The sequence below is a fragment of the Bradyrhizobium manausense genome, assembly GCF_018131105.1.
GTDB lineage: Bacteria > Pseudomonadota > Alphaproteobacteria > Rhizobiales > Xanthobacteraceae > Bradyrhizobium > Bradyrhizobium manausense_B.
Genome location: NZ_JAFCJI010000001.1, coordinates 2370548 through 2393860, shown reverse-complemented (window position 1 = coordinate 2393860; position 23313 = coordinate 2370548). Strand labels below are relative to the sequence as shown.

The window sequence follows — 23313 nt, the reverse complement described above, 5'->3', positions numbered from 1 at the left end:
GCCTAATTGCCGCGGCAATCTGGGCCTGTCATGGTTAATTTTCCGGAAACGGGAACGCTCGATTTTAACGGGCTGGTTAAAGACCTCTTGCCGCGGCGAGCACCTCGTCGGCATGCCCATCGACCCTGACGTTGCGCCAGATCCTGGCCACTTTGCCGTCGGCGCCGATCAGCACCGTGGTGCGAAGAATCCCAAGGAAGGTCCTGCCGTACATGGATTTTTCGCCCCAGGCGCCATAGGCCTCCAGCATCTCGTGCTGCTCGTCCGAGATCAGGGGAATGCCAAGGCTGTGCTTGTCGCGGAACTTCTCCTGGGCCTTTAACGGATCGGCCGAAATGCCGAGCACGGCAGTGTCGGCAGAGGTGAAGGCGTCCTTGAGGCGGGTGAAGTCGATCGCCTCGCGGGTGCAGCCCGGCGTGTCGGCCCGGGGATAGAAGAACAAGACGAGCTTCTTGCCGGAATAATCCGCCGATGTGACGACTTGGCCGCCGTCGCGCGGCAGGCGAAACGCCGGGGCCTTCCGGCCCTCGGCCAGAGTCGATTTGGCGCCGGCCGCCGCAGCGGCGGGCTTGGAGGCCTTTTCAGAAGATTTTAACCGTTTCGATGCGGCCTTGTGCGATGCTGACTTCGCGCCTGCCTTGCTGGATTTGCCGGCGGATGCCGGTTGTGTTTTCGCGCTGCGTGTTTGACTCGATGCCCGTATTTTCAGGGACTTCTTTTTGGCGGTCGAACTGCCGGAGGGCGTTTTGGACGATTTCTTTCGGGATTTCTTGGACATACGCCTTCCTTTCGTCGCTTTCGGCGGGTCAACCAAAGCGGTATTGCAGCTCTCGTCCGGTGTGCCGGATTCGCGCCCTCGGCTGGGCAATTTTGGCGGCGACGGAGTATGGTTACAAGGAATTCCACGCACCACCCCACTGCTCGTTGAACGCGCTCCCGGGGCGAAATGACGAACAGCAGGAACATCAGAGGTATGGCGGCAGTGCCGGGGCGGGGAGCGTCGATTCCCGTCGACGGCTGCGGTCCCGGCGGCGCTCAATCCTATGACGGGCGCCTGTATCGAGAGGCAATGGCAAGGAATACGTCGCCCCAGGATCACATCAGGGACCTCGATCGGCACGGCGGCCGTCACGAGCAGCCGGAATGGGACGAGGCCGACTGGGATCAGGATCAGGAGGAGGAGGCGGGGCATCGCGCACGCCGCCTGCTGTCGCGTTCCAGCTCGCGCTTCCGGGTCGGTGACGGCTTCTCGGCATTCCGGCGGGTACTGCCGAGCGGCCGCTGGCTGCGCCGCATCTCAGTCGTCCTCGGAGCCCTGATCGTCATCTTCGTCGGCTGCTTTGGCGCCCTGTGGTGGCGGCTTGGCGCCGGCCCGATCAATCTCGACATGGCAACGCCCTGGCTCGCGGCCGCGATCGAGGACAATATCGGCCACGGCAACACCGTGGAGGTCGGCGGCACCCAGATCGAGCGTGCCGGGCGGATCAGGATTGCGGTGCGTATCCGCGACATCATCGTTCGCGATCATGACCGCGCCATCGTCGCCAGCGCTCCGAAGGCCGAGGTCAGGCTGTCGGGCGTCGCACTTCTCACCGGGCATCTGCGCGCCGAAAGCCTCAACCTCGTCGATGCCGAACTCGCGATCCGGATCGCGCCCGACGGCACCGTGACGGTTTCCGCAGGCGACACCGCCAAGCCGCTCGCAACCGGCGTCGCGTCCAAGAAGGAAGCGGGCCTGCCGCCGACATTCCCGCGCAACGGCGTCCCGCCGCCGCCCTTCGGGATGGCGCCCGCAACCCCGGATGCGACTCCGGCCGCACCGCAGGCCACTGCGCAAAGCGGAATTCTTCAGGGCCTCGACTGGCTCGACAGCCTGAGCATGACCGGCCTCGACGGCCAGAACCTCAACGAGATCGGTCTCAAGAACGGCAATCTGATTGTCGACGACCAGCAGCGCGGCAGCAAATGGACGTTCGAGAACATCACGCTCAGCCTGCGCCGGCCGAGCCATGGCGGTGTTGCCCTCAGCCTCGGCGAGGAGGGAGCGCATCCGTGGTCGCTGCGCGCCACGATCGGGCCCACAGAGAACGGCGTACGTTCGGTCGATATCCGCGCAGACAAGGTCTCGACCTCCAACATCCTGCTGGCGCTGCGCGTCAAGGACCTGACCTATACGGCCGATCTGCCCCTGACCGGCGAGATGAAGGGCGAACTCGGCCGTGACGGCGTGCCAACCTTCTTCCGCGGCAAGGTCACGATCGGCGCGGGCAACATCATCGACACCGACACGCCTGACTATCCGATGGCGATCGACTCGGCCGAGATCAACGTCGAGTGGGACGCGGGACGGCGGGTGCTGGTCGCACCGTTCAAGATTCTGTCGGGCGCCAATCGCATGACGCTGCTGGCTCATCTGGAGCCGCCGAACGGCACCACCAACGACTGGCAGCTCGGCTTCAGCGGCGGTTCGATCCTGCTCGGCGGCATCGACAACGAGCCTCCGCTGGTCTTCAACCGCATCGCGATCGGCTTCCGCTTCGACACCGACCACAAGCGCCTGCTGCTGACGCAGGCCGACATCAGCAACGGCGAGATCGGTGTCGCCGGCACCGGCGCGATCGACTATTCGGGTGAGCCGCGCCTGACGCTCGGCTTTGCGGGAACGCCAATGTCGGCCTCCGCGCTGAAGCGGATGTGGCCGACGCTGGTGGTGCCGGAGTTGCGCCAATGGGTGATCGAGCGGATCGAGCGCGGAACGCTTCAGCGCATCGAGGTCGGCGTCAACTCACCGACGCGCAACCTTCCGCGCAAAGGACCGCCGATTCCGGATGACGGCCTGTCGGTCAATATCGTGGCGAGCGGCGTCACGGTTCGCCCCGTGGACGGCATGCCCGTCGTGCACGACGCCGACCTCAAGGCGCACGTGACCGGACGCACGGCCACCGTGAATATCGCCCAGGGCATTGCCGACACGCCCGCGGGCCGCAAGATCACGATCTCCGACTTCACCTTCGAAGTGCCCGACATGGCGCCGAAGCCGTCGCCGTCGCGGACGCGCTTCCGCGTCGATGGTCCGGTGCCGGCGGCGGCCGAAATGCTGTCGAATGATCGGCTCAGCGATCTGTCGTCGACCGTCGTCGATCCCAACACCAGCAAGGGCACGTTCACGGCGAACATCCAGCTCGCTCTGCCGGTCAAGGGTGAACTGACCAAGGCGGACACCGTCTACGCCGTCACGGCCGATCTCAACGGCTTTGCCGCCGACAAGCTGGTGATGAACCAGAAGCTCGAGGCCAACAATCTCAAGATCGTCGCCAACAACCAGGGCTATCAGGTCAAGGGCGACGTCAAGATCAACGGGCAGGCGGCCTCGCTCGACTACCGCAAGGCGACTGATGGCGACGCCGACGTCAAGCTCCAGACGACGCTGGACGACGCCGGCCGGGCCCGGCTGGGCTTCGACCTCAGCCCCGCGGTCAGCGGATCAGTGCCGATCAAGGTCTCGGGCAAGATTGCCGGCGGTCCCGACCAGACGACGAAGCTCGGCATCGAGGCTGACCTCACCTCGGTCAAGCTCGACAACATCCTTCCCGGCTGGGTCAAGCTGCCGGGCAAATCGAGCAAGGCGACGTTCAAGGTGGTGCCGACAGCACAATCGACGCGGCTCGAGGACATCGTGATCGAAGGCGGCGGCGCTTCGATCAAGGGGTCGCTGGAAGTCGACCCGAACGGCGACCTCATGAACGCGAATTTCCCGGTCTACGCGCCGTCCGATGGCGACAAGACGTCGTTGAAGGTGGAGCGAGGTCAGGACGGCGTGATCAGGGGCACCATGCGCGGCGACGTGTTCGACGGCCGCGGCTTCCTGAAGTCGGCGATCTCAGGCAATTCCAAGGACGACAGCAAGAGCAAGCTGAAGAATGTCGATTTCGACATCGATGTGAAGCTCGGCACGGTCGCCGGATTCAACGGCGAGACGATGCGCAGCGTCGACGCCAAGATGTCGAAGCGGAGCGGGGCCATCAAGGCGTTCTCGCTGAGCGGCAGGATCGGCCAGAACACCCCGGTTGCGGCCGATCTGCGCGGCGGGCGGGCGCAAGGCAGCCGCGAGGTGATCTATCTCCAGACCAATGATGCCGGATCGCTGCTGAAGTTCACCGACACCTATACCAAGGCCGTCGGTGGCCAGATGGTGGTGGCGATGGAGCCGCCCGCGGCGGATGCTTCGGTGCCCAGGGAAGGCCTCATCAATGTGCGCGATTTCACCGTGAAGGGAGAGGGGCAGCTCGATCGGGTGGCTGCGGGCGCACCCAACGGGACCGGGACCGGGGTGTCCTTCAGCGCGTTGCGCGCCGAATTCACCCGGCAGAACGGCGCGCTGACAGTCCGCGATGGCGTGGTGAAAGGTCCGATGATCGGCGCCACCATTGAAGGTTCGATCGACTATCCCGGCAACCAGGTGTGCATGAGCGGCACGTTCGTGCCGATGTACGGCGTGAACAACATCTTCGGACAGATTCCGCTTTTCGGTATCTTCCTCGGTGGCGGCAACAACGAGGGCTTGATCGGAGTGACCTACGAGGTGGTCGGTACGCCGGACAAGCCGTCGATGCGCGTGAACCCGATTTCCGCGATGGCACCGGGATTGTTCCGCAAGATCTTCGAGTTCAACACCGGCAAGCAGCAGAACGCGCCGATCGACGAACTGCCGTCGTCGCATTCCGGTGACAGCTCGACGGGATCGGCAAGGACGTTGTCGAACGGCTGCAGCCTCGCGCGGCGTTAGCCGCGCCGTCCTTGCCCGGGAATGTGCCCGGGCCTGAAGATCTCCCGCTGAGACTTTTGCGCCGCTTACGCCGCGCGCACGCCTGCCAAAAATGTTCCGACTTCGCCCGAAAGCTGCTCGGCTTGCTTGGAGAGATTCGACGCGGCCGCGAGCACCATGCCGGCCGCGTTGCCGGTTTCGTTGGCCGCCGTGCTGACGCCACCGATATTGGTGGTGACCTCCTTGGTGGCCTCGGCGGTCTGCGAGACGCTGCGCGCGATCTCGGCGGTGGCAGCACCTTGCTCCTCGATGGCCGCGCCGATCGAGGTGGCGATCCGGCTGACTTCCTCGATGGTGGTGGTGATGCCGCCGATGGCGTCGACGGCTTCTTTCGTTGCGCCCTGGATCTGGGCGATCTTGTCACCGATCTCGCGGGTGGCTTCCGCGGTCTGGCTCGCCAGCGACTTCACCTCGGAGGCGACGACGGCAAAACCGCGGCCGGCTTCACCGGCGCGCGCGGCCTCGATGGTGGCGTTGAGTGCGAGGAGATTGGTCTGTGCCGCGATGCTGGAAATCAGCTCGGCGACGTGCTCGATCTGCTGGGCGCCCTCGGACAGTGCGCGCACGATGGTGTCGGTGCGGCGTGCGCTTTCCACCGCGCGGCCGGTCACTTCGGCCGACTGCGCGACCTGGCGGCTGATTTCAGTGATGGAGGAGGAGAGCTCTTCGGCGGCGGCCGCCACCGTCTGCACGCGCTGGCTTGCTTCAGTCGCAGCCGAGCCGACCAGGGTGGCGCGTTGATTGGTGCCCTCCGCAGTCGACGACATCGACTTGGCCGTGGTCTCCAGCTCGCCGGAGCCCGAGGCCATCATGCCGACGAGCTGACCGACGGACGCATCGAAACGATCGGCAAGCGAGATCAGGGCGTCACGCTTTTCCTGCTCGCTGCGCGCCTTGGCTGCGACCTGCTCGGCCTCCAGGTTACGTGCCGTCAAGGCGGTCCGCCTGAGCACTTCCAGCGTCTCTGCCATGCGGCCGATCTCGTCGCCGCGATCGGTCTCCTCGACCGGCCTGTCGATGGAGCCGTCGGCAATGTCCTGCATACGGGACTTCTGGCGGTTGAGCGCGCTGAGCACATCGCGGGCGATCAGCCAGGACAGCGTCGCCATCAGCAGCATCAGGCCGCCGCCGATCGCGGCCAGTTCGAGCGTGAGCGCACGCACGTCGGCGTCGATATCGTCGACGTAAAGGCCGTAGCTGATCGTGGCGTTCCAGGGCGTGAACTGGCGGACGAACACGGTCTTGCGGACGGCCTCCTTCTGTCCCGGACGCGGGTAGAGATAGGATGTGACTCCGCCTTGCGGCGCTTGCCTCGCGGCATTGAGCTGAGCATCGGCAATCAAGACGCCGTTCGAATCCGTGGCGCCTGTGATCTTGCCTTCGAGCTGAGGATTGGCGCCGTTGACCAGGATCGACGTGTCGGGGTTGTAGACGACGGGATAGCCTTGGCCGCCGCCGAACTTCATGTTGCGGGCACGCTGGCGAAACTGGAGCTTGGCGTCGTCCAACGTCATCTTGCCGGCGGCGACGTCATCCTGGAAATTCTGCGCAAGGCCGTGGAGCAGATCGACCGCGGCCTTCATCTGCTGGACCCTGTCGTCCATCATGCGGCTCTTGCTGAGGACCGCCGATACCGCGATGATAGCGGTGACGGTTAGAGCTGCGAGGCACACCATGCTGGTGAGCTTGGTGCGGATCTTCAAATGACTCAGCAGCTTCATCGTAGCCCCTACGACATGTTTGTTATTGGTCCCATCGCTAGCATGAAGTTCTTACCAATCATGAAGATAGACCTGTCGGCGCTTGCCGCACTGGAGCGGCTTTGCCGCCATATGCGCAAGCGTGCAGGCAAAACGCCATGCAGCGCCGCGCACCCGTATTCTTGCGGGAGAAAAACGATCTCAGACTTTGGTGATGATCGCACCTGGCCGGACCTGCAATGAACCGAATCGTTCACCGCCTCATCATGTCCGTGCTGCTTGTCGCGGCCCTCGTTCTGATCTGGAACGTGCTGGGCTCTCGCTAAGACGGCGCCGGCAAATCGCCGGCGCCATCTTGCGCGTGGTTGGTGGTGCGCGTCAGCGCCGTGCGAAGGCGCCGCCCGTTGCGTCGCTCTCCTTGCCGATCAACGCATCGACGCTGACCGAACCGCCGCCGGCTGCCGAGATGTAGAGGCAGGCGAAGCAGAACAGGATCGCGGCGGTGCCGCCGTTGAGCAGCGGCAGGAGCACCGGCGTTCCGGTCTTCATCACATGGCCCATGAAGTAGGCGAAGGCCATTTCACCCGACAGGATGAAAGCAGTGAGGCGGGTGAACAAGCCGAGCATCAGGGCCGCGCCGAGCACCAGCTCAAGCGTGCCGGCCACATAGATCAACGGCGGAATGTCGGCGAAGTAGGGAAGCACCGGGAACTTGAACAGCTTGGCCACGCCATACTGGAACAGCAGCAGTCCAGTGATGAAGCGAAACAGGCTCAAGAGAACCGGCTGAAAGCGAGTGAGATAGGGAAAGTTCATTGGTTCGTGCCCTCCATCCAATGCTGCGACTAGGACCGCATTCGGTTCCGCCCTGCAAGCTGCGCCAGGTCAATTAGCGCTGACAATTTTGTCATGTCGGACAAAACACCGCAGGCTGTGATTTCAGCCACGCGCTGTTCGCATTTTTAAGCGACTACGCGTCGCACCGCCCGTAGTTCCCCGGTGACGCCGATGAATGCAGGTTACCTCTGGGAGACCTAGCGCCGCAAGGCGGGCACAATCAGAAATGGAATCATTCCAAGCACGACGCTCGCAAGTGCGAAGACGAGCAGCGCGTTGTAGCCATGGGTGGCGTCGTGGATCAGGCCGCCGCTCCAGGAGCCGAACGCAGAGCCAAGGCCGCTGCCGATCGAGATCGTGCCGAAGATGGTGCCGACCCGTTTGCCCCGGAAGATCTTCATCGCGGTCGCCGTGATCAGCGGCCCGCGCGATCCCATCATGCTGCCGAAGCACACGACGAAGCCGGTGAGCAGAATGACGTTTGGATAATACTGAAGCAGCCAGAGCAGGAAGATGCCGAGGATCGAGATCGCGTAGCTGAGCAGCACGGACGGTCGGCGTCCGATCAGCCCGTCGAGCGCGGAGACGCCGATCATGCCAAACACCAGCACGACCCCCGAAAAGCCCCAGGCCGTTGCAGCCTGAAGCGGCGGGAAGCCGGCATCGATCAGATAGGCAACGATCTGGGCCGCGATGCAGTACATGCCGACCGCGGTGAAGAAGAAGGTCGAGAACAGCGCCCAGAACGCATGGTGGCGCATCGCGCTCACGAGCGTCCAGCCATTGTCGATGAAATCAGGATCGGTCTTCTTTGCCACATAAGGCGAGCCGGCTGCGAATCTGCGCCAGGGCAGGAGCATGAACGGCACCAGCAGGCCGAGCGCGGCGAAGCCGTAGAGCTGGTAGGTCTCGCGCCAGCCGAGATGATCGATCAGGAGTTGCGACGCCGGCAGCAGTGCCAACACACCGCCGCCCATGGCCGAGTACACAACCGCCATCGCGGTCGGCAGCTTTGGCCCGAACCAGCGGCCGAGCAGGATCGAGTTCGGCACGTTGCCGATGAAGGCGACGCCGATGCCGACGCACAATCCGATCGAAAGCTGGAATTGCCAGAGCGACTGTGCATGCCCCGCAATCAGGAAGGCCGAGCCGAGCAGCAACAGGCCGAGCGCGTAGACGATGCGTGGTCCGGAATGATCGAACAGGCGACCGACCAGTGGCGCGGTTAGTCCGCTGATGAGCCATGTCAGCGAATAGATCGAGACGACCTGACCGCGGTCCCAGCCGAAGTTTTCAGAGATCGGCTTGAGGAAGACGGTGAAGCTCTCGCTCAGGCCGCGGCCGAGCACGGCCAGCGTGAAGCACAGCGCGAGCACGACGAGGGCGGTGCGCACCGCGCCTTGCTGTGCGACTTCTTGTTCCCCAGCCGTTTCCTTGGGTGTCTTCTGATCCATTGTCCGTCAGGGAGCGCGCTTCGGCGCGCCCTGACAAGCATCAAAAGCTCATACGCCTATGCAGGCTTGAGGAGGACGTGCTTCTTCTTGCCGAAGGACAGCTTGATCACGCCTTCCGGCGTCAGACTGGCTGCCGACAGCGCCATTTTCTCGTCGGTGACTGCCGCATCGTTGACGCGCAGGCCGCCGCCCTTGATCTGGCGACGCGCTTCGCCATTGGAGGCAACGAGGCCGGCCTTGACGAAGGCGTTCAGCACGCCGAGCCCGGCGTCCAGTTCGCCGCGCGGAATTTCTACCGTCGGCAGGCTTTCGGCGAGCGCACCTTCCTCGAAGGTGCGGCGCGCTGTTTCGGCGGCTTCGTTCGCGGCGTCGCGACCATGCAGCAGCGCGGTCGCTTCCGTTGCGAGCACCTTCTTGGCCTCGTTGATCTCGGAGCCGCCGAGCGCCTCGAGCTTCTTGATCTCGCTCATTGGCAGCGTCGTGAACAACTTCAGGAATTTGCCGACGTCGGCATCCTCGGTATTGCGCCAGTACTGCCAGAAATCATAGGGCGAGAACTGGTCGGCGTTGAGCCACACCGCGCCTTGTGCAGTCTTGCCCATCTTGGCGCCCGAGGCGGTCGTCAGCAGCGGCGTCGTCAGGGCAAACAGCTGATGCGTGCCCATGCGGCGGCCGAGATCGACGCCCATGATGATATTGCCCCACTGGTCCGAGCCGCCCATCTGCAAATGGCAGCCGGTGCGCTTGGCCAATTCGACGAAGTCGTAGGCCTGGCAAATCATGTAGTTGAACTCGATGAAGCTCATCTCCTGCTCGCGCTCGAGGCGCAGGCGTACGGAGTCCATCGTCAGCATGCGGTTGACCGAGAAATGCTTGCCGACGTCGCGCAGCATCTCGATCCAGTTGAGCTTGGTCAGCCACTCGGCATTGTCCAGCATGATGGCGTCGCTCTTGGCCTCGCCATAGCGCAGTACCTTTGCGAACACGCCGCGGATCGACGCCTTGTTGGCTTCGATTTCGGCGACGGTGCGGATCGCGCGCGTCTCGTCCTTGCCGGAGGGATCGCCCACCATGGTGGTGCCGCCGCCCATCAGCGTAATCGGCTTGTTGCCGGACTGCTGCAGCCAGTGCAGCATCATCATGGTCAGGTAGTTACCGATGTGCAGCGAGCGGGCGGTACAGTCGTAGCCGACATAGGCGATCGCCTCGCCCTTGGCGGCGAGGGCGTCCAGCCCCTCGAAATCGGAGCACTGGTGGATGAATCCACGCTCTTGCAGGGTATTGAGGAAATCCGATTTAAATACAGTCATCTGTCGGCGAACCTGATCATTCTTATTTTACGATCATTGCCGCAAGTTGAGGAACCCGCGCCATCCGGGCTGCCGCAATAATGCGCGTTGTGGCATTATAAGATGTGCTTGTTTGATACAAGTCAGGCGTCGGGGCGGGGGGCGTCGAGGCCAGCTTGAGATGATGTTGACGGCACTCGGTTTGATGAGCGGCACCTCGCTGGACGGGGTGGACGTCGCGCTGATCGAAACCGACGGAAAGCAGGTGAAATCGTTCGGACCGTCCGGCTACCGGCCCTACAGCCCGGCCGAGCGCAGCCTGCTGCGTCAGGCGCTGACCGAGGCCGTGAACCTTCCGCAGCGCGATGCCAGGCCGGGGATCCTGGCCGAGGCCGAGCGCGTGGTGACGCTGGCGCATGCCGAGGCGGTCGCCGCCTTCGTCGCCCAGAACCGGATGAAGCCGGAGGAGATCGACATTGTTGGCTTCCACGGCCAGACTGTGCTGCACCGTCCCGAGCGGCGGCTGACGGTCCAGATCGGCGACGCACCGGCGCTGGCGAAGGCGATCCATATCCCCGTGATGCATGATTTCCGCGCCGCCGACGTCGAGGCCGGCGGGCAGGGCGCGCCATTCGTGCCGGTCTATCACCGGGCACTCGCCAATTCACTGGCGCGCGAGGGGCCGATCGTCGTGGTCAATATCGGCGGCGTCTCGAACATCACTTATATCGACGGCAGTGACACGCTGATCGCGTGCGACACAGGGCCCGGCAACGCGCTGCTCGACGATTTCATGTACCGCACCATGAACCAGGCGTTCGATACGGAAGGCAAGTTCGCAGCCCTCGGCAAGGCCGATGAGGCCTGGATCGCAAGGGCGCTGGGACTGCCGTTCTTCGCTCTTCCGCCGCCGAAATCGCTCGACCGTAACGACTTTGCCGCGCTCAAGCTCGGCGACGTCCAGCCGGCGGACGGCGCTGCGACACTGACCGCTTTCACCGCCGCTGCGATCGCGCGCATCATTCCCCTGCTGCCGCGGCGGCCGCGCAGCTGGATCATCTGCGGCGGCGGAGCCCGCAATCTCACCATGCTTCGCATGCTGCGAGAGCGGGTGGGCTCGGCGACCGTCGAGGCCGCAGAGACGCTCGGCTGGGCCTCCGATGCCATCGAGGCGCAGGCCTTCGGCTTCCTCGCCGCGCGCGGCCTGAAGGGCCTGCCGCTGTCCTATCCGGCCACCACGGGCGTGCCGATGCCGATGACGGGCGGGGTGATCGCCAGACCATAGGACGATCGCCTGAGGTCACGCCTGGTTGATGCAAGTGCATTGATCTTGACGAGTGCATGCAATTGCATCTATATTAGATGCAGATGCATCGAACCGCCGGGATCAACGCCATGACCGCTTCACTGAAACTGATCAGCCACAAGCTTTGCCCGTACGTTCAGCGCGCGGTGATCGCGCTGAAAGAGAAGGGCGTGCCTTTTGAGCGCGTCGATATCGATCTCGCCAAAAAGCCCGACTGGTTTCTGAAGCTGTCGCCGCTCGGCAAGGTGCCCGTGCTGGTGGTTGCGACCGACAAGGGCGAGGTCGCTCTGTTCGAGAGCAACGTGATCTGCGAGTACATCGAGGAGACGCAGGCAGGCCTCAAGCTGCATCCGGACGATGCGCTCACGCGCGCCGAACATCGCGCCTGGATGGAGTTCGGCTCGGCGATCCTCGGCGATCTCTGGGGCCTGGAGACCACGGCGGATCCGGCGACGTTCGAGAGCAAGCGCCAGGCACTTGCGGAGAAGTTCGCGCGTGTCGAGGAAGCGCTTGGAGCTGGGCCTTATTTCGCCGGCGAAGCGTTCAGTCTCGTCGATGCGGTCTTCGCACCGGTCTTCCGCTATTTCGACCTGTTCGACGAACTGACCGAGCACGGTATCTTTGATGACGTGCCGAAGGTGCGCGCCTGGCGCGCGGAGCTCGCGAAACGTCCGAGTGTCCGCACGGCGGTCGGCGCGGACTATCCGGAGTTGCTGCGCGCGTTCCTCGTGCGCCACGATGCACATCTGCTCAAGCTCGCGGCCTGAGCCTCATGTCGCAATCTTTGGCCTGGCTCATGCTGGTGATTGCCGGCGCCCTCGATGTCGGCTGGGCGATCTCGATGAAATATGCGGAAGGCTACACACGCGCAGGCTGGAGCATCGCTTCGCTCGTGTTGCTGGCGGCCTTCGTCTTCCTGCTCGGGCGCGCCTTGAAGGTGCTCGAGATCGGCGTCGCCTATTCCGTGTGGACCGGCATCGGTGCCGCCGGCACCTTCGTCATGGGCGTCGTGCTGTTCGGCGAGACCATGAGCGCGATGAAGCTTGCGGGCATCGCGCTTGTCTTGACGGGGATCGTCGCGCTCAAGCTGGCCTAGAGTTCCGCGGCCATCTTCGCCAACGTCGCGATCGTGTTCATGTTGCGCGCCGTGCCTGTCTTGGCGGCGGGGATGGCGAGTTTTGAGGTCCCCATGCCGTGGCCATAGTGCACGTAGATCTCGCGGCGGCCGAGCTTGATCTCTTCATCCTTCTGACCGCGGACGCCAGCGAATACGTCCTTGGGCGGCGGCTTGTCGAGGAAGATTGCGACGGTGCGGTTGGGCGCGGCTTTCGGAAAGGGATTGTCAGCGGCCACTTGCGCCATCTCGGCAGCGCTGCGCACGAGCACGCCGACCGGTGCGCCGGCATAGGCGTGCAGGCGCTTCTCCAGCGTACCTTTGATCGCGGATTCCGATTTGCGGCTGGTGAAGACGACATTGCCGCTGGCGATGTAGGTGCGTACGGCGGCAAAGCCGAGCTCCTCGCACATCGCCTTGAGCTCGGTCATCGGCAGCTTGCCGGTGCCTCCGACATTGACGGCCCGCAGCAAAGCCACGAACGCGCCCATGACAGCGCTAGCGCACGTTGGCGAGGCGCATGTCGAGATAGGCCGTGATGGTTTCCATCAGCGGCTCGAGCTTGGCGTCGAAGAAGTGGTTGGCGCCGGGAATGACCTGCTGGTCGATCACGATGCCCTTCTGCGTCTTCAGCTTCTCGACCAGCGTGTTGACGTCCTTCGGCGGCACCACGGCGTCCTTCTCGCCATGCACGATCAGGCCCGAGGACGGGCAGGGCGCGAGGAACGAGAAATCGTAGAGATTGGCGGGCGGAGCGATCGAGATAAAACCTTCGACCTCGGGGCGGCGCATCAGAAGCTGCATGCCGATCCAGGCGCCGAAGGAGAAGCCGGCAACCCAGCAGGCGCGCGCTTCGGGATTGATGGTCTGCGCCCAGTCGAGGGCTGCGGCCGCATCCGACAATTCACCGGTGCCGTGGTCGAACGAACCCTGGCTGCGGCCGACGCCGCGGAAGTTGAAGCGCAAGACCGAGAAGCCGCGATGCGCAAAGGCGTAGTAGCACTGGTACACGATCTGATGGTTCATCGTGCCGTGAAACTGCGGATGCGGGTGCAGGATCATCGCGATCGGCGCGTTCTTCTGCTTGGCCGGGTGATAGCGGCCTTCGAGACGGCCGGCGGGGCCAGTGAAAATAACTTCAGGCATCGATGATCTCTGGATTGATTGGCTGGAGAGGTGACCCTGGGCAATCAACCGATTGTGGCCTCATCGACGGCGATGCCGACGAAAGCGCGAATGGAAGGATGAGAAGGCGTGCGTCTCGCGGTGATGCGCTGATGGCGCGCGGTGATTTGACGGCCGCGTTCTAACATAGGCAGCGGGGCAGAAAGCAAGCATCTTCGACATCCGCCAATCTGCTCAAGACCTTAGCCGGTCATGCCGGCGTCACGCCTGACACGGCCGGGAGCGAACAGGGGACGGTAAGCGCTCCGTGGGGCGACAACCATTTGAAATCACGATCGTTTATCGACGGTCGGACGATCTCAACGGCGGTTCACACAGGCGCGGTACGGCCTCCGAGCGAGGCAACGGCGGGCCGGTAGCGGCGGCTGCCGCCAAGCGTCCTGCCGTTGTCGAATGTGAGCTCGAAATCGCCTGACGGCTTGAAGTCCACGCCGCTGACACGGGCGAGATTGGCAAGCCGGGTGCGGTGAACGCGCACGATGGCGAAGCGGGCGAGCTCGCTTTCGGTCGCGGCAAGCGTGCCCCGGATCAGGTGCTGGGTGCCGTTGGCGAGGCTGTATTCGATGTAGTTGCCCGCGGAGGCGACCCACAGGATATCGCGCGGTGTGACGCGAATTCGACTGGTGCCATCCCGGAGCCAGATCAGATCGGGGGACGGTTGCTCCTGCTGGGCGGCCGGTATGGAGAGGGTTTCCGCTGCGGCCTTGCGCAGGTCGCGGCGGCTGTCGATCAGCCAGAGCGTTGCCCCAATCAGCGATGCGGTCACCGCATCCTTGCGGAACTCGTAGAGGATCGACGCCAGCGAGAAATGGAAGTCGTAGGCGCTGCCCGCGAGCCAGAGCATGAACTTCCGCAGCCCCACCATGCCGGTGATGTGGAGGACCGAGAAGCCGAGCAGGGCGGCCGCACCGATTCCGATCCGCGCCGCGAGGCTCGTGGTCCGGCGCATGCGCCGCACCGACAGCATCAGGATCGGCACCAGCACCAGAATGACGATGATGCTCGACATCTCCCAGAACAGTCGCCGGCCGATATCGGAGCTGTCGCCGCGCCAGGCGGCGTCCTGTGCGCCGGAGAGCGCATTGACGATGCCGATGACGATCGCGATGGCGGCGATCGCGGCGAACATCGTCCAGTCGCCACTGATCCCGCGGGACCAACCGCTGGTCCCTGAGGACGACACCTCGTCCCCTCGCGTCCGGTTCTGATCCCAAACCGTCTCGACCGGCTCCGTTTCCGGCGCATTTTGGCCGTCAGCCATGGCCCGAAAACCGCTGATATCGAGACGTCAAGGAGCAGAAACTCATGTCAACACCACAGCAAGAATCAAACCCGGAACGACGCATCGATCTGGACTGGGTGCGGATTTTAGCCTTCGGGCTGCTGATCTTCTACCACGTCGGCATGCTTTACGTGTCCTGGGGATTTCACATCAAGAGTGCGCACAGGCTGACCTGGCTCGAGCCCGTGATGCTGGTGCTCAATCCCTGGCGGCTGTCGCTGCTGTTCGTGGTCTCCGGGGTCGCCAGCCGCTTCATGCTGGGCAAGGTTCCGCTCGCCGCCTTCGCCCGGGCGCGGTCGGTACGGCTGCTGATCCCGCTGATCTTCGGCATGCTCGTGATCGTGCCGCCGCAATCCTATCTCCAGATTGTCGAGAGCCTTGGCTATTCCCACGCCTCTTACCTTCAAGGCTTTGCTGATTATTACGTCCACCACTATCTGGCGTTCAGCGCGCAATTCTGTCCGAACCCCTGCATCGCGCAGCCGACCTGGAACCATCTCTGGTTCGTGGTCTATCTCTGGGTCTACACGATGGCCCTGGCTGGCGTGCTGGTCCTGTGGCCGACGGCCGCCGACCGGATCGGCGAGAGGCTCGCGGTGGTGCTCGCCGGGCCGTGGCTTCTAGTGCTGCCGTGCATGGTGTTTGCGGCCTGGCGGCTGTTTCTGTCGCCGATCTTCCCCGCGACGCACGCCCTGTTCGGCGACTGGTACGCCCACGCCGACTACGCGAGCGCGTTCTTGATCGGCTTCCTGCTGGCACGCCAGGGCGGCATCTGGCGTGACCTTGAGCAACAGCGATGGCTGGCGTTCATGCTCGCAGCCGTTTGCTTCATCGTCTTCATCCTGATTTATGCGGGCGTGTTCCCGCGATCGCCAATGCTGCGATGGTTCGCAGGCTCTGCCTATGGCTGCTACCAATGGCTCGCGATGGCGGCCGTGCTTGGCTTCGCGCGGCGCCATTTGACCGCCGACGGCCCCGTGCGCCGCTATCTGACCGATGCGATCTTTCCCTATTACATCGTGCATCAGACCGCGATCATCGTGATTGGGCACGCGCTGCAGGGCACCGGGCTGTCTGCCGCAAGCGAGGCCGCAATCGTGATTTCTGGCACCGCGCTGACCTGTGCGGCGACCTACGAGATCGTGCGGCGGATTGGCTGGCTGCGTCCGCTGTTCGGGCTGCGGATGGAGTTGCGTTCTGCGCCGGCGATCGCGCGGCAGCAGCCGGCCTGATGTGCGGTGGCCCCCGATTGGCGCGATGCCAAAAGGTGCTAAGAGGGCGTCATGCCGAGCCGTGTCTATCTCGATTGGAATGCGACCACACCGCTGCGCGTCGAAGCACGCGCAGCGATGCTGGCCGCATACGAACTGATCGGCAACCCGTCCTCGGTCCATGCCGAGGGACGGGAGGCGCGGCGGCTGGTGGAGGATGCACGTGGTGTGCTGGCGACGGCCGTAGGCGCGCTGCCGCGGAACGTGGTCTTCACGTCCGCTGGAACCGAAGCCAATACGCTGGCGCTTTCGCCCGGTCTGCGCGGCCGATCGGGCGAGCCGGTGCTGCGGCTTCTGGTCTCCGCGGTCGAGCATGCCTCCGTGCTGGCGGGCGGCCGGTTCCCGGCAGAGAGTGCGCGCCAGGTCCGGGTCACGCGCTCCGGCGTGGTTGATCTCGATCACCTCAGAGAACTGCTCGCCGATGGACCGCCGGCGCTGGTCTCGATCATGGCGGCCAACAACGAGACCGGTGCGCTCCAACCGGTGGCGGAGGCGGCAGGGCTCGTGCAGGAGGCCGGCGGCCTCCTGCATGTCGACGCGATCCAGGCGCTCGGCAAAATTGCATTCAATATGAATACAGTTGGCGCGGACCTTGCGACCTTTTCTGCGCATAAGATCGGCGGCCCCAAGGGTGTCGGAGCGCTGGTCGTGGCCGAAGGGCTGGCCGGACTTGAGCCGGTGCTCAGGGGTGGCGGACAGGAACTCGGCCGGCGGGCGGGAACCGAGAATGTCGCTGGGATCGCGGGCTTCGGCGCCGCGGTGAGGGCCGGGCTTCAGACTCTTCAGGAGGATGCGGAACGGATATCAAGCCTCAGAGATCGCTTGGAAAATGGCCTCAAATCCATTGCGGGAGCGAGCGTCTTCTCGGACAACGGGAGGAGGTTGCCGAATACCGTCTTGTTTACCGCACCCGGGCTGAAGGCCGAGACCGCGGTGATCGGATTCGATCTCGAAGGTATCGCCGTCTCCTCGGGCTCCGCCTGTTCCTCAGGCAAGGTCCAGCCCTCCCACGTGCTCTCGGCGATGGGGTTTGACCCTGTCGTGGCCCAAGGAGCGGTGCGTCTCAGTCTGGGCTGGTCCACGGAGCCTGAGGACATCAATAGGGCGTTAGAGGCTTGGCGAAAGCTCGGTAATACCCTACTTAGAGCCTAAGCGATGAAACACGGCTTGAACGGTTCTAAGCCCGTGCTTTCCGCACAGAAACATCGTAATACTCGTCCGAGTTTGATCCACCGTGGTCCTTGAAACCACGAGCGGAGGATAGAATGCCAGCCGTCCAGGAGACGGTCGAGCGCGTCAAGCGCATCGACGTCGACCAGTATCGTTATGGGTTTGAAACCCTGATCGACTCCGAGAAGGCCCCCAAAGGGCTGTCGGAAGAGATCGTAAAATTCATCTCGCAGAAGAAGAATGAACCCGCCTGGATGCTCCAGTGGCGGCTTGAGGCCTATCGCCGCTGGCTGACCATGACCGAGCCGACCTGGGCGCGCGTCGATTATCCCAAGATCGACTTCCAGGACCTCTATTACTACGCGGCGCCGAAGCCGAAGAAGACGGTGACCTCGCTCGACGAGATCGACCCGGAGATCCTCAAGACCTACGAGAAGCTCGGCATTCCCCTGCGGGAAGTTGCCATGCTCGAGGGCGTCGAGCCCAAGCCCGGCGAGCAAGACCCCGCGCGCCGCAAGATCGCGGTCGATGCTGTCTTCGATTCGGTTTCGGTCGCGACCACCTTCAAAGCGGAGTTGAAGAAGGCCGGCGTGATCTTCATGCCGATCTCGGAGGCGATCCGCGAGCACCCCGAATTGGTGCAGAAATATCTGGGCTCGGTGGTTCCGACCTCGGACAATTTCTACGCGACGCTGAACTCGGCGGTGTTCTCCGACGGCTCGTTCGTCTACGTGCCGCCGGGCGTGCGTTGCCCGATGGAGCTGTCGACCTATTTCCGTATCAACGAGCGCAACACCGGCCAGTTCGAGCGCACGCTGATCATCGCCGACAAGGGCTCCTACGTCTCCTATCTCGAAGGCTGCACCGCGCCGCAGCGCGACGAGAACCAGCTGCACGCCGCCGTGGTCGAGCTCGTCGCGCATGACGACGCCGAGATCAAGTATTCGACGGTGCAGAATTGGTATCCGGGCAACTCGGAAGGCAAGGGCGGCATCTACAATTTCGTCACCAAGCGTGGCGACTGCCGTGGCAATAATTCCAAGATCTCCTGGACCCAGGTCGAGACGGGGTCGGCGATCACCTGGAAATATCCGAGCTGCATCCTGCGCGGAGATAACTCCCGCGGCGAGTTCTACTCGATCGCGATCTCGAACGGCTTCCAGCAGGTCGATTCGGGCACCAAGATGATCCATCTCGGCAAGAACACGTCGAGCCGCATCATCTCCAAGGGCATCGCCGCCGGCAAGTCGCAGAACACCTATCGCGGCCTCGTCACCGCGCATCGCAAGGCGACCGGCGCCCGCAACTTCACGGCCTGCGATTCCCTGTTGATCGGCGACAAATGCGGCGCGCACACCGTGCCGTACATCGAGGCCAAGAACTCCTCGGCAACGTTCGAGCACGAGGCGACGACGTCGAAGATCTCCGAGGACGTGCTGTTCTACTGCGTCCAGCGCGGCCTTAGCCAGGAAGAGGCTGTCGGCCTCGTCGTCAACGGCTTCGTCAAGGACGTGCTGCAGCAACTGCCGATGGAATTTGCGGTGGAAGCGCAGAAGCTGATTTCGATCTCGCTTGAAGGGTCGGTCGGCTGATCGCCGACCCCAGCGGTGCGCTTAGGCGCTCCATGCATCATCTGAATTAAACTGGATACCAAGATGGCTTTGCTTGAAGTGAAAGACCTCAAGGTTCGTGTCGAGGAGCGTGAGATCCTCCACGGCCTGACGCTGACCGTGAACGAAGGCGAAATCCACGCGATCATGGGGCCGAACGGCTCGGGCAAGTCGACGCTCTCGCACGTCATTGCCGGCAAGCCCGGTTACGAGGTCACCGACGGCCAGATCCTGTTTAGGGGCGAAGACCTCCTGGAGATGTCGCCGGACATGCGCGCCGCCAAGGGCGTGTTCCTGGCGTTCCAGTATCCGGTCGAGATTCCCGGCGTCGCCACCATGAACTTCCTGCGCACCGCGCTGAACGCGCAGCGCAAGGCCCGCGGCGAGAGCGAATATTCGACGCCGGACTTCCTGAAGAAGGTCCGCGAAGTCTCGAAGTCGCTGAACATCCCGCAGGACATGCTCAAGCGCGGCGTCAATGTCGGCTTCTCCGGCGGCGAGAAGAAGCGCAACGAGGTGCTGCAGATGGCGCTGTTCGAGCCGAGCCTGTGCATCCTCGACGAGATGGATTCAGGCCTGGACATCGACGCGCTGCGCATCGCAGCCGACGGCGTCAATGCGCTGCACTCGCCCAAGCGCGCGATGGTCGTCATCACCCATTATCAGCGCCTGCTGAACTACATCGTGCCCGACATCGTGCACGTCATGTCGAAGGGCCGTGTCGTGAAGAGCGGCGGCAAGGAACTGGCGCTGGAGCTGGAAGCGTCCGGCTACGCCCAGTTCGAGGATGCCGCGTAAGGAATTTTGCGATGAACGTTGCTGTGGCAAAGACCGGAAACGGCCGCGCGGTGAGCGATCTCTTCGCCAGCGCTGAGGGCCGGCTGCCGGGTTCGCCTGGAGTGGTCGCAGTGCGCCGCGAGGCGTTCGAGACCTATGAGCGTCTCGGCCTGCCGCACCGCCGGATCGAGGAATGGAAATACACCGATCTGCGCGCGCTGGTCGGCGAGGTGCTGCCGCTGGCAGCCGCGCCCGATGCGGCCGCGCTGAAGCGCGCGGCAGATGCCGTGAAGGCACACGCGATCGCGGGTGCTCGCAAGCTGGTGCTGGTCGACGGCGTGTTCGCGGCTGATCTCTCCGACCTCAAGGCGCTCACCGCCGAGGCGGGTTTCAAGACATTGCATGAGACGCTGGAGAAGGATGCCGGCCTGCTGAAGACGGCGGCCACCGACGCCGTGATCGCGCTCAACGCGGCGATGGCAACAGACGGCCTTGTGCTTGATATCGCCGACGGCGCGCAGCTATCCGCACCGATCCAGATCCTCCACATCGCGACCGCTGCGTCGGCGTCGGCCTTCACCCGTTCGCAGGTGGCGATCGGGAAGGGCGCTCGCGCCACCATCGTCGAGAGCTTCGTTGCGGCCGGGGCCAAGGCCTACCAGGTCAACGACGCCGTGATCCTCACGGTCGGCGACGATGCCGATGTTGCCCATATCCGCCTGATGGACGATGCGCCTGACGCGGTAAACGTGTCGTCGCACTTCGTCACCATCGGCGCGAACGTCAAATTCAACTTCTTCAACATGACGACCGGTGCGGCTGTCAGCCGCCTGCAGGGTTTCATTACCTTGGCGGGCGAGGGCAGCGAGCTCTCGGCCAATGGCGTGAACCTGTTGCAGAAGACCGAGCATGGCGACACCACGCTGGTGGTCGACCATGCCGTGCCGAACTGCGTCAGCCGCGAAGTGTTCCGCGCGGTGATCGACGACCGCGCCCATTCGGTGTTCCAGGGCCGCATCATCGTCCGTCCCGACGCGCAGAAGACCGACGGCAAGATGATGACGCGCGCGCTGCTGCTCTCGGACGAAGCCGAGGCCGACAACAAGCCTGAGCTCGAGATCTTCGCCGACGACGTCTCCTGCGGCCATGGTGCCACCGCCGGCGCGCTGGACGACAGCCTGCTGTTCTACCTGAAGGCCCGCGGCCTGCCGGAAAAGCAAGCCCAGGCGCTGCTGATCCAGGCGTTCGTCGGTGAGGCGATCGAGCAGATCGCTGCAGATGATTTGCGCGAGCATGTGATCGGCATTGCCGAGCGCTGGCTGGAGCGTCGGTCATGAGTACGCATCCCGCGGTCAAGAACGGCGCCTATGACGTCGCGCGCGTGCGCCAGGATTTTCCGGCGCTTGCCATGCAGGTCTACGGCAAGAATCTGGTCTATCTCGACAACGCCGCCTCGGCCCAGAAGCCGAGCGCTGTGCTCGACCGGATGACGCAGGCCTACAGTAGCGAATACGCCAACGTGCATCGTGGCCTGCATTACCTCGCGAACGCTGCGACTGAAGCCTATGAGGGCGGCCGCACCAAGGTCGCGCAGTTCATCAACGCACCCCGCACGGAAGAAGTGATTTTCACTCGAAATGCGACGGAAGCGATCAATCTGGTCGCGTCGTCCTGGGGCGGGCCGAATATCGGAGAAGGCGACGAGATCGTCATCTCGATCATGGAGCATCACTCCAACATCGTGCCCTGGCATTTCCTCAGGGAACGTCAGGGCGCCGTGATCAAGTGGGCGCCGGTCGACGACGAGGGCAACTTCCTCATCGACGAGTTCGAGAAGCTGCTGACGCCGAAGACCAAGCTGGTCGCGATCACGCAGATGTCGAATGCGCTCGGCACCATCGTGCCGGTTAAGGACGTCGTGAAGATCGCCCACGCCCGCGGCATTCCTGTGCTGGTCGACGGCAGCCAGGGCGCGGTTCATCTGCCGGTCGACGTCCAGGACATCGGCTGCGATTTCTACGTCTTCACCGGCCACAAGGTGTACGGCCCGACCGGTATCGGCGTTCTCTGGGCCAAGTACGATCACCTCGTCGCGATGCGCCCCTTCAACGGTGGCGGCGAGATGATCCGCGAGGTCTCGCGCGAGATCGTCACCTATGGCGATCCCCCGCACAAGTTCGAGGCCGGCACGCCGGCGATCGTCGAGGCTGTCGGCCTTGGTGCGGCCATCGACTACGTCAATTCGATCGGCAAGGAGCGCATCGCCGCGCATGAGGCCGATCTCACCGCCTACGCCCAGGAGAAGCTGCGCGAGATCAACTCGCTGCGGCTGATCGGCACGGCAAGAGGCAAGGGCCCGGTGATCTCCTTCGAGCTGAAGGGCGCGCATGCCCATGACGTCGCCACCGTGATCGATCGTCAGGGCATCGCGGTGCGCGCGGGCACCCATTGCGTGATGCCGCTTTTAGAGCGGTTCAACGTGACGGCCACCTGCCGCGCCTCGTTCGGCATGTATAATACACGGGAAGAAGTCGATCATCTGGCACAGGCGCTGCTCAAGGCGCGGGATTTGTTCGCATGAGTGACACGGCCGAAATCAAAGCCAATCCGATGCAGACCCATTCGGCGCTGCCGCCGGAGGAGACCGAGCGTCTCACCACCGAGATCATCGCCGGGCTCAAGACTGTGTTCGACCCGGAGATCCCGGCCGACATCTACGAGCTCGGCCTGATCTACAAGGTCGAGATCAAGGACGACCGTTCGGTCGACGTGCAGATGACGCTGACGACGCCGAACTGCCCGGCCGCCGGTGAGCTGCCGACCATGGTCGAGAACGCGGTCGCCAGCGTCCCCGGCGTCGGCGTGGTCGACGTCAAGGTCGTCTGGGAGCCGGCCTGGACGCCGGAACGCATGAGCGACGAGGCGCGCCTCGTCCTCAACATGTGGTGACGTGTAACCTCGATATTGAATTCGCTCCGCAACGGACCACATCACTGACATGACACAGGCAACACCAGCATCTACTCCGAAGCCGCGGCGCCCGCGTCCGCAGGTGATGCGGCTGACGGATGCCGCTGCCCAGCGCATCACCGAGCTGACCCAGCGCGCAGACTCCGAGATCGTCGGCCTGCGCGTCGGCGTGAAGAACGGCGGCTGCGCCGGCCAGTCCTACACGGTCGAGTATGCCCATGACGTCCGCCCGACCGACGAGGTCGTCGAGGACAAGGGCGTCAAGATCCTGGTCGATCCGAAGGCCGTGCTGTTCCTGCTCGGCACCGAGATGGACTACACGGCCGACAAGATGCAGGCCCAGTTCGTCTTCAACAACCCCAACCAGATCTCCGCCTGCGGCTGCGGCGAGTCAGTCGAGTTACGCCCGGCGAAGATCGACGGGTAGACCCGGCTTTCACGCTTTGCTCAGCTGTCAACCTGGTGAAAGCCAGGATTCATCCCGCGTGATGTGACGGTGACGCGCGGTGTCGGTACCAAAGCT

The 23313-nt window shown here is 63.8% G+C and carries 21 protein-coding genes; 13 read left to right on the top strand and 8 right to left on the bottom strand.

Annotated features, from left to right (window positions below; genetic code table 11):
- Positions 1-76: 76 nt before the first annotated feature.
- Positions 77-778 (bottom strand): peroxiredoxin, encoded by a 702-nt coding sequence (locus JQ631_RS11320; RefSeq protein WP_212328570.1) that lies wholly within the window; start codon positions 776-778, stop codon positions 77-79.
- 195 nt (positions 779-973) lie between these two features.
- On the opposite strand from JQ631_RS11320, the gene JQ631_RS11315 reads away from it, so the two are divergent.
- Positions 974-4786 (top strand): YhdP family protein, encoded by a 3813-nt coding sequence (locus tag JQ631_RS11315; RefSeq protein WP_212326217.1) that lies wholly within the window; start codon positions 974-976, stop codon positions 4784-4786.
- A gap of 65 nt (positions 4787-4851) precedes the next feature.
- Here JQ631_RS11315 and JQ631_RS11310 read toward each other — a convergent pair whose 3' ends face one another.
- Positions 4852-6546 (bottom strand): methyl-accepting chemotaxis protein, encoded by a 1695-nt coding sequence (locus tag JQ631_RS11310; protein WP_212326215.1) that lies wholly within the window; start codon positions 6544-6546, stop codon positions 4852-4854.
- On the opposite strand from JQ631_RS11310, the gene JQ631_RS11305 reads away from it, so the two are divergent.
- Positions 6529-6768, top strand: coding sequence for a hypothetical protein (locus tag JQ631_RS11305; protein WP_212326213.1), 240 nt, complete (start codon positions 6529-6531; stop codon positions 6766-6768). The two genes, JQ631_RS11310 and JQ631_RS11305, sit on opposite strands and share 18 nt — an antisense overlap.
- A gap of 135 nt (positions 6769-6903) precedes the next feature.
- Here JQ631_RS11305 and JQ631_RS11300 read toward each other — a convergent pair whose 3' ends face one another.
- From JQ631_RS11300 to tyrS, 3 genes are all read right to left on the bottom strand, one after another.
- A complete protein-coding gene (locus tag JQ631_RS11300) occupies positions 6904-7341 on the bottom strand; it encodes a DoxX family protein (protein WP_212326211.1) in 438 nt (145 codons plus the stop codon).
- A 218-nt stretch (positions 7342-7559) separates the two neighbouring features.
- Positions 7560-8816 (bottom strand): MFS transporter, encoded by a 1257-nt coding sequence (locus JQ631_RS11295; protein WP_212326209.1) that lies wholly within the window; start codon positions 8814-8816, stop codon positions 7560-7562.
- 56 nt (positions 8817-8872) lie between these two features.
- Positions 8873-10126, bottom strand: coding sequence for a tyrosine--tRNA ligase (tyrS, locus tag JQ631_RS11290; protein ID WP_212326208.1), 1254 nt, complete (start codon positions 10124-10126; stop codon positions 8873-8875).
- A 160-nt stretch (positions 10127-10286) separates the two neighbouring features.
- Between tyrS and JQ631_RS11285 the strand changes: the two genes are divergently transcribed.
- From JQ631_RS11285 to JQ631_RS11275, 3 genes are all read left to right on the top strand, one after another.
- Positions 10287-11390, top strand: coding sequence for an anhydro-N-acetylmuramic acid kinase (locus JQ631_RS11285; protein ID WP_212326207.1), 1104 nt, complete (start codon positions 10287-10289; stop codon positions 11388-11390).
- Positions 11391-11500: 110 nt separating this feature from the next.
- Positions 11501-12178: a glutathione S-transferase family protein gene (locus JQ631_RS11280; protein WP_212326206.1), complete on the top strand. Its 678-nt coding sequence runs from the start codon at positions 11501-11503 to the stop codon at positions 12176-12178.
- Positions 12179-12183: 5 nt separating this feature from the next.
- A complete protein-coding gene (locus JQ631_RS11275; RefSeq protein ID WP_212326205.1) occupies positions 12184-12507 on the top strand; it encodes a DMT family transporter in 324 nt (107 codons plus the stop codon).
- Here the strand turns inward: JQ631_RS11275 and JQ631_RS11270 are convergent.
- The 3 genes from JQ631_RS11270 to JQ631_RS11260 form a co-directional block, all read right to left on the bottom strand.
- Positions 12504-13016 (bottom strand): DUF1697 domain-containing protein, encoded by a 513-nt coding sequence (locus tag JQ631_RS11270; RefSeq protein ID WP_212326204.1) that lies wholly within the window; start codon positions 13014-13016, stop codon positions 12504-12506. The two genes, JQ631_RS11275 and JQ631_RS11270, sit on opposite strands and share 4 nt — an antisense overlap.
- 7 nt (positions 13017-13023) lie before the next feature.
- On the bottom strand, positions 13024-13671 hold the full coding sequence (locus JQ631_RS11265; RefSeq protein WP_014495555.1) for an alpha/beta hydrolase: 648 nt from the start codon (positions 13669-13671) through the stop codon (positions 13024-13026).
- A gap of 349 nt (positions 13672-14020) precedes the next feature.
- A complete protein-coding gene (locus JQ631_RS11260; protein ID WP_249160255.1) occupies positions 14021-14839 on the bottom strand; it encodes a LytTR family DNA-binding domain-containing protein in 819 nt (272 codons plus the stop codon).
- A gap of 176 nt (positions 14840-15015) precedes the next feature.
- Here JQ631_RS11260 and JQ631_RS11255 point away from each other — a divergent pair, with 176 nt between their 5' ends.
- From JQ631_RS11255 to JQ631_RS11220, 8 genes are all read left to right on the top strand, one after another.
- Complete coding sequence (locus JQ631_RS11255) at positions 15016-16224, top strand: acyltransferase family protein (RefSeq protein ID WP_212326201.1); 1209 nt, start codon at positions 15016-15018, stop codon at positions 16222-16224.
- A gap of 51 nt (positions 16225-16275) precedes the next feature.
- Positions 16276-17415: a cysteine desulfurase family protein gene (locus JQ631_RS11250; protein WP_212326199.1), complete on the top strand. Its 1140-nt coding sequence runs from the start codon at positions 16276-16278 to the stop codon at positions 17413-17415.
- A 113-nt stretch (positions 17416-17528) separates the two neighbouring features.
- On the top strand, positions 17529-19025 hold the full coding sequence (gene sufB / locus JQ631_RS11245) for a Fe-S cluster assembly protein SufB (RefSeq protein WP_212326197.1): 1497 nt from the start codon (positions 17529-17531) through the stop codon (positions 19023-19025).
- A gap of 63 nt (positions 19026-19088) precedes the next feature.
- The gene (sufC, locus tag JQ631_RS11240; protein ID WP_212326195.1) at positions 19089-19841 is read left to right on the top strand and encodes a Fe-S cluster assembly ATPase SufC; all 753 of its coding nucleotides are present in this window, start codon (positions 19089-19091) and stop codon (positions 19839-19841) included.
- Between the two features lie 11 nt (positions 19842-19852).
- On the top strand, positions 19853-21157 hold the full coding sequence (gene sufD / locus JQ631_RS11235) for a Fe-S cluster assembly protein SufD (protein WP_212326193.1): 1305 nt from the start codon (positions 19853-19855) through the stop codon (positions 21155-21157).
- Positions 21154-22401 (top strand): cysteine desulfurase, encoded by a 1248-nt coding sequence (locus tag JQ631_RS11230; protein WP_212326191.1) that lies wholly within the window; start codon positions 21154-21156, stop codon positions 22399-22401. Before sufD ends, JQ631_RS11230 begins: the two co-directional genes overlap by 4 nt.
- Positions 22398-22769, top strand: a complete 372-nt coding sequence (locus JQ631_RS11225) for an SUF system Fe-S cluster assembly protein (protein WP_212326189.1) — start codon at positions 22398-22400, stop codon at positions 22767-22769. The genes JQ631_RS11230 and JQ631_RS11225 overlap by 4 nt, the downstream gene beginning before the upstream one ends.
- Positions 22770-22818: 49 nt before the next feature.
- On the top strand, positions 22819-23217 hold the full coding sequence (locus JQ631_RS11220) for a HesB/IscA family protein (RefSeq protein WP_212326187.1): 399 nt from the start codon (positions 22819-22821) through the stop codon (positions 23215-23217).
- Positions 23218-23313 lie beyond the last annotated feature (96 nt).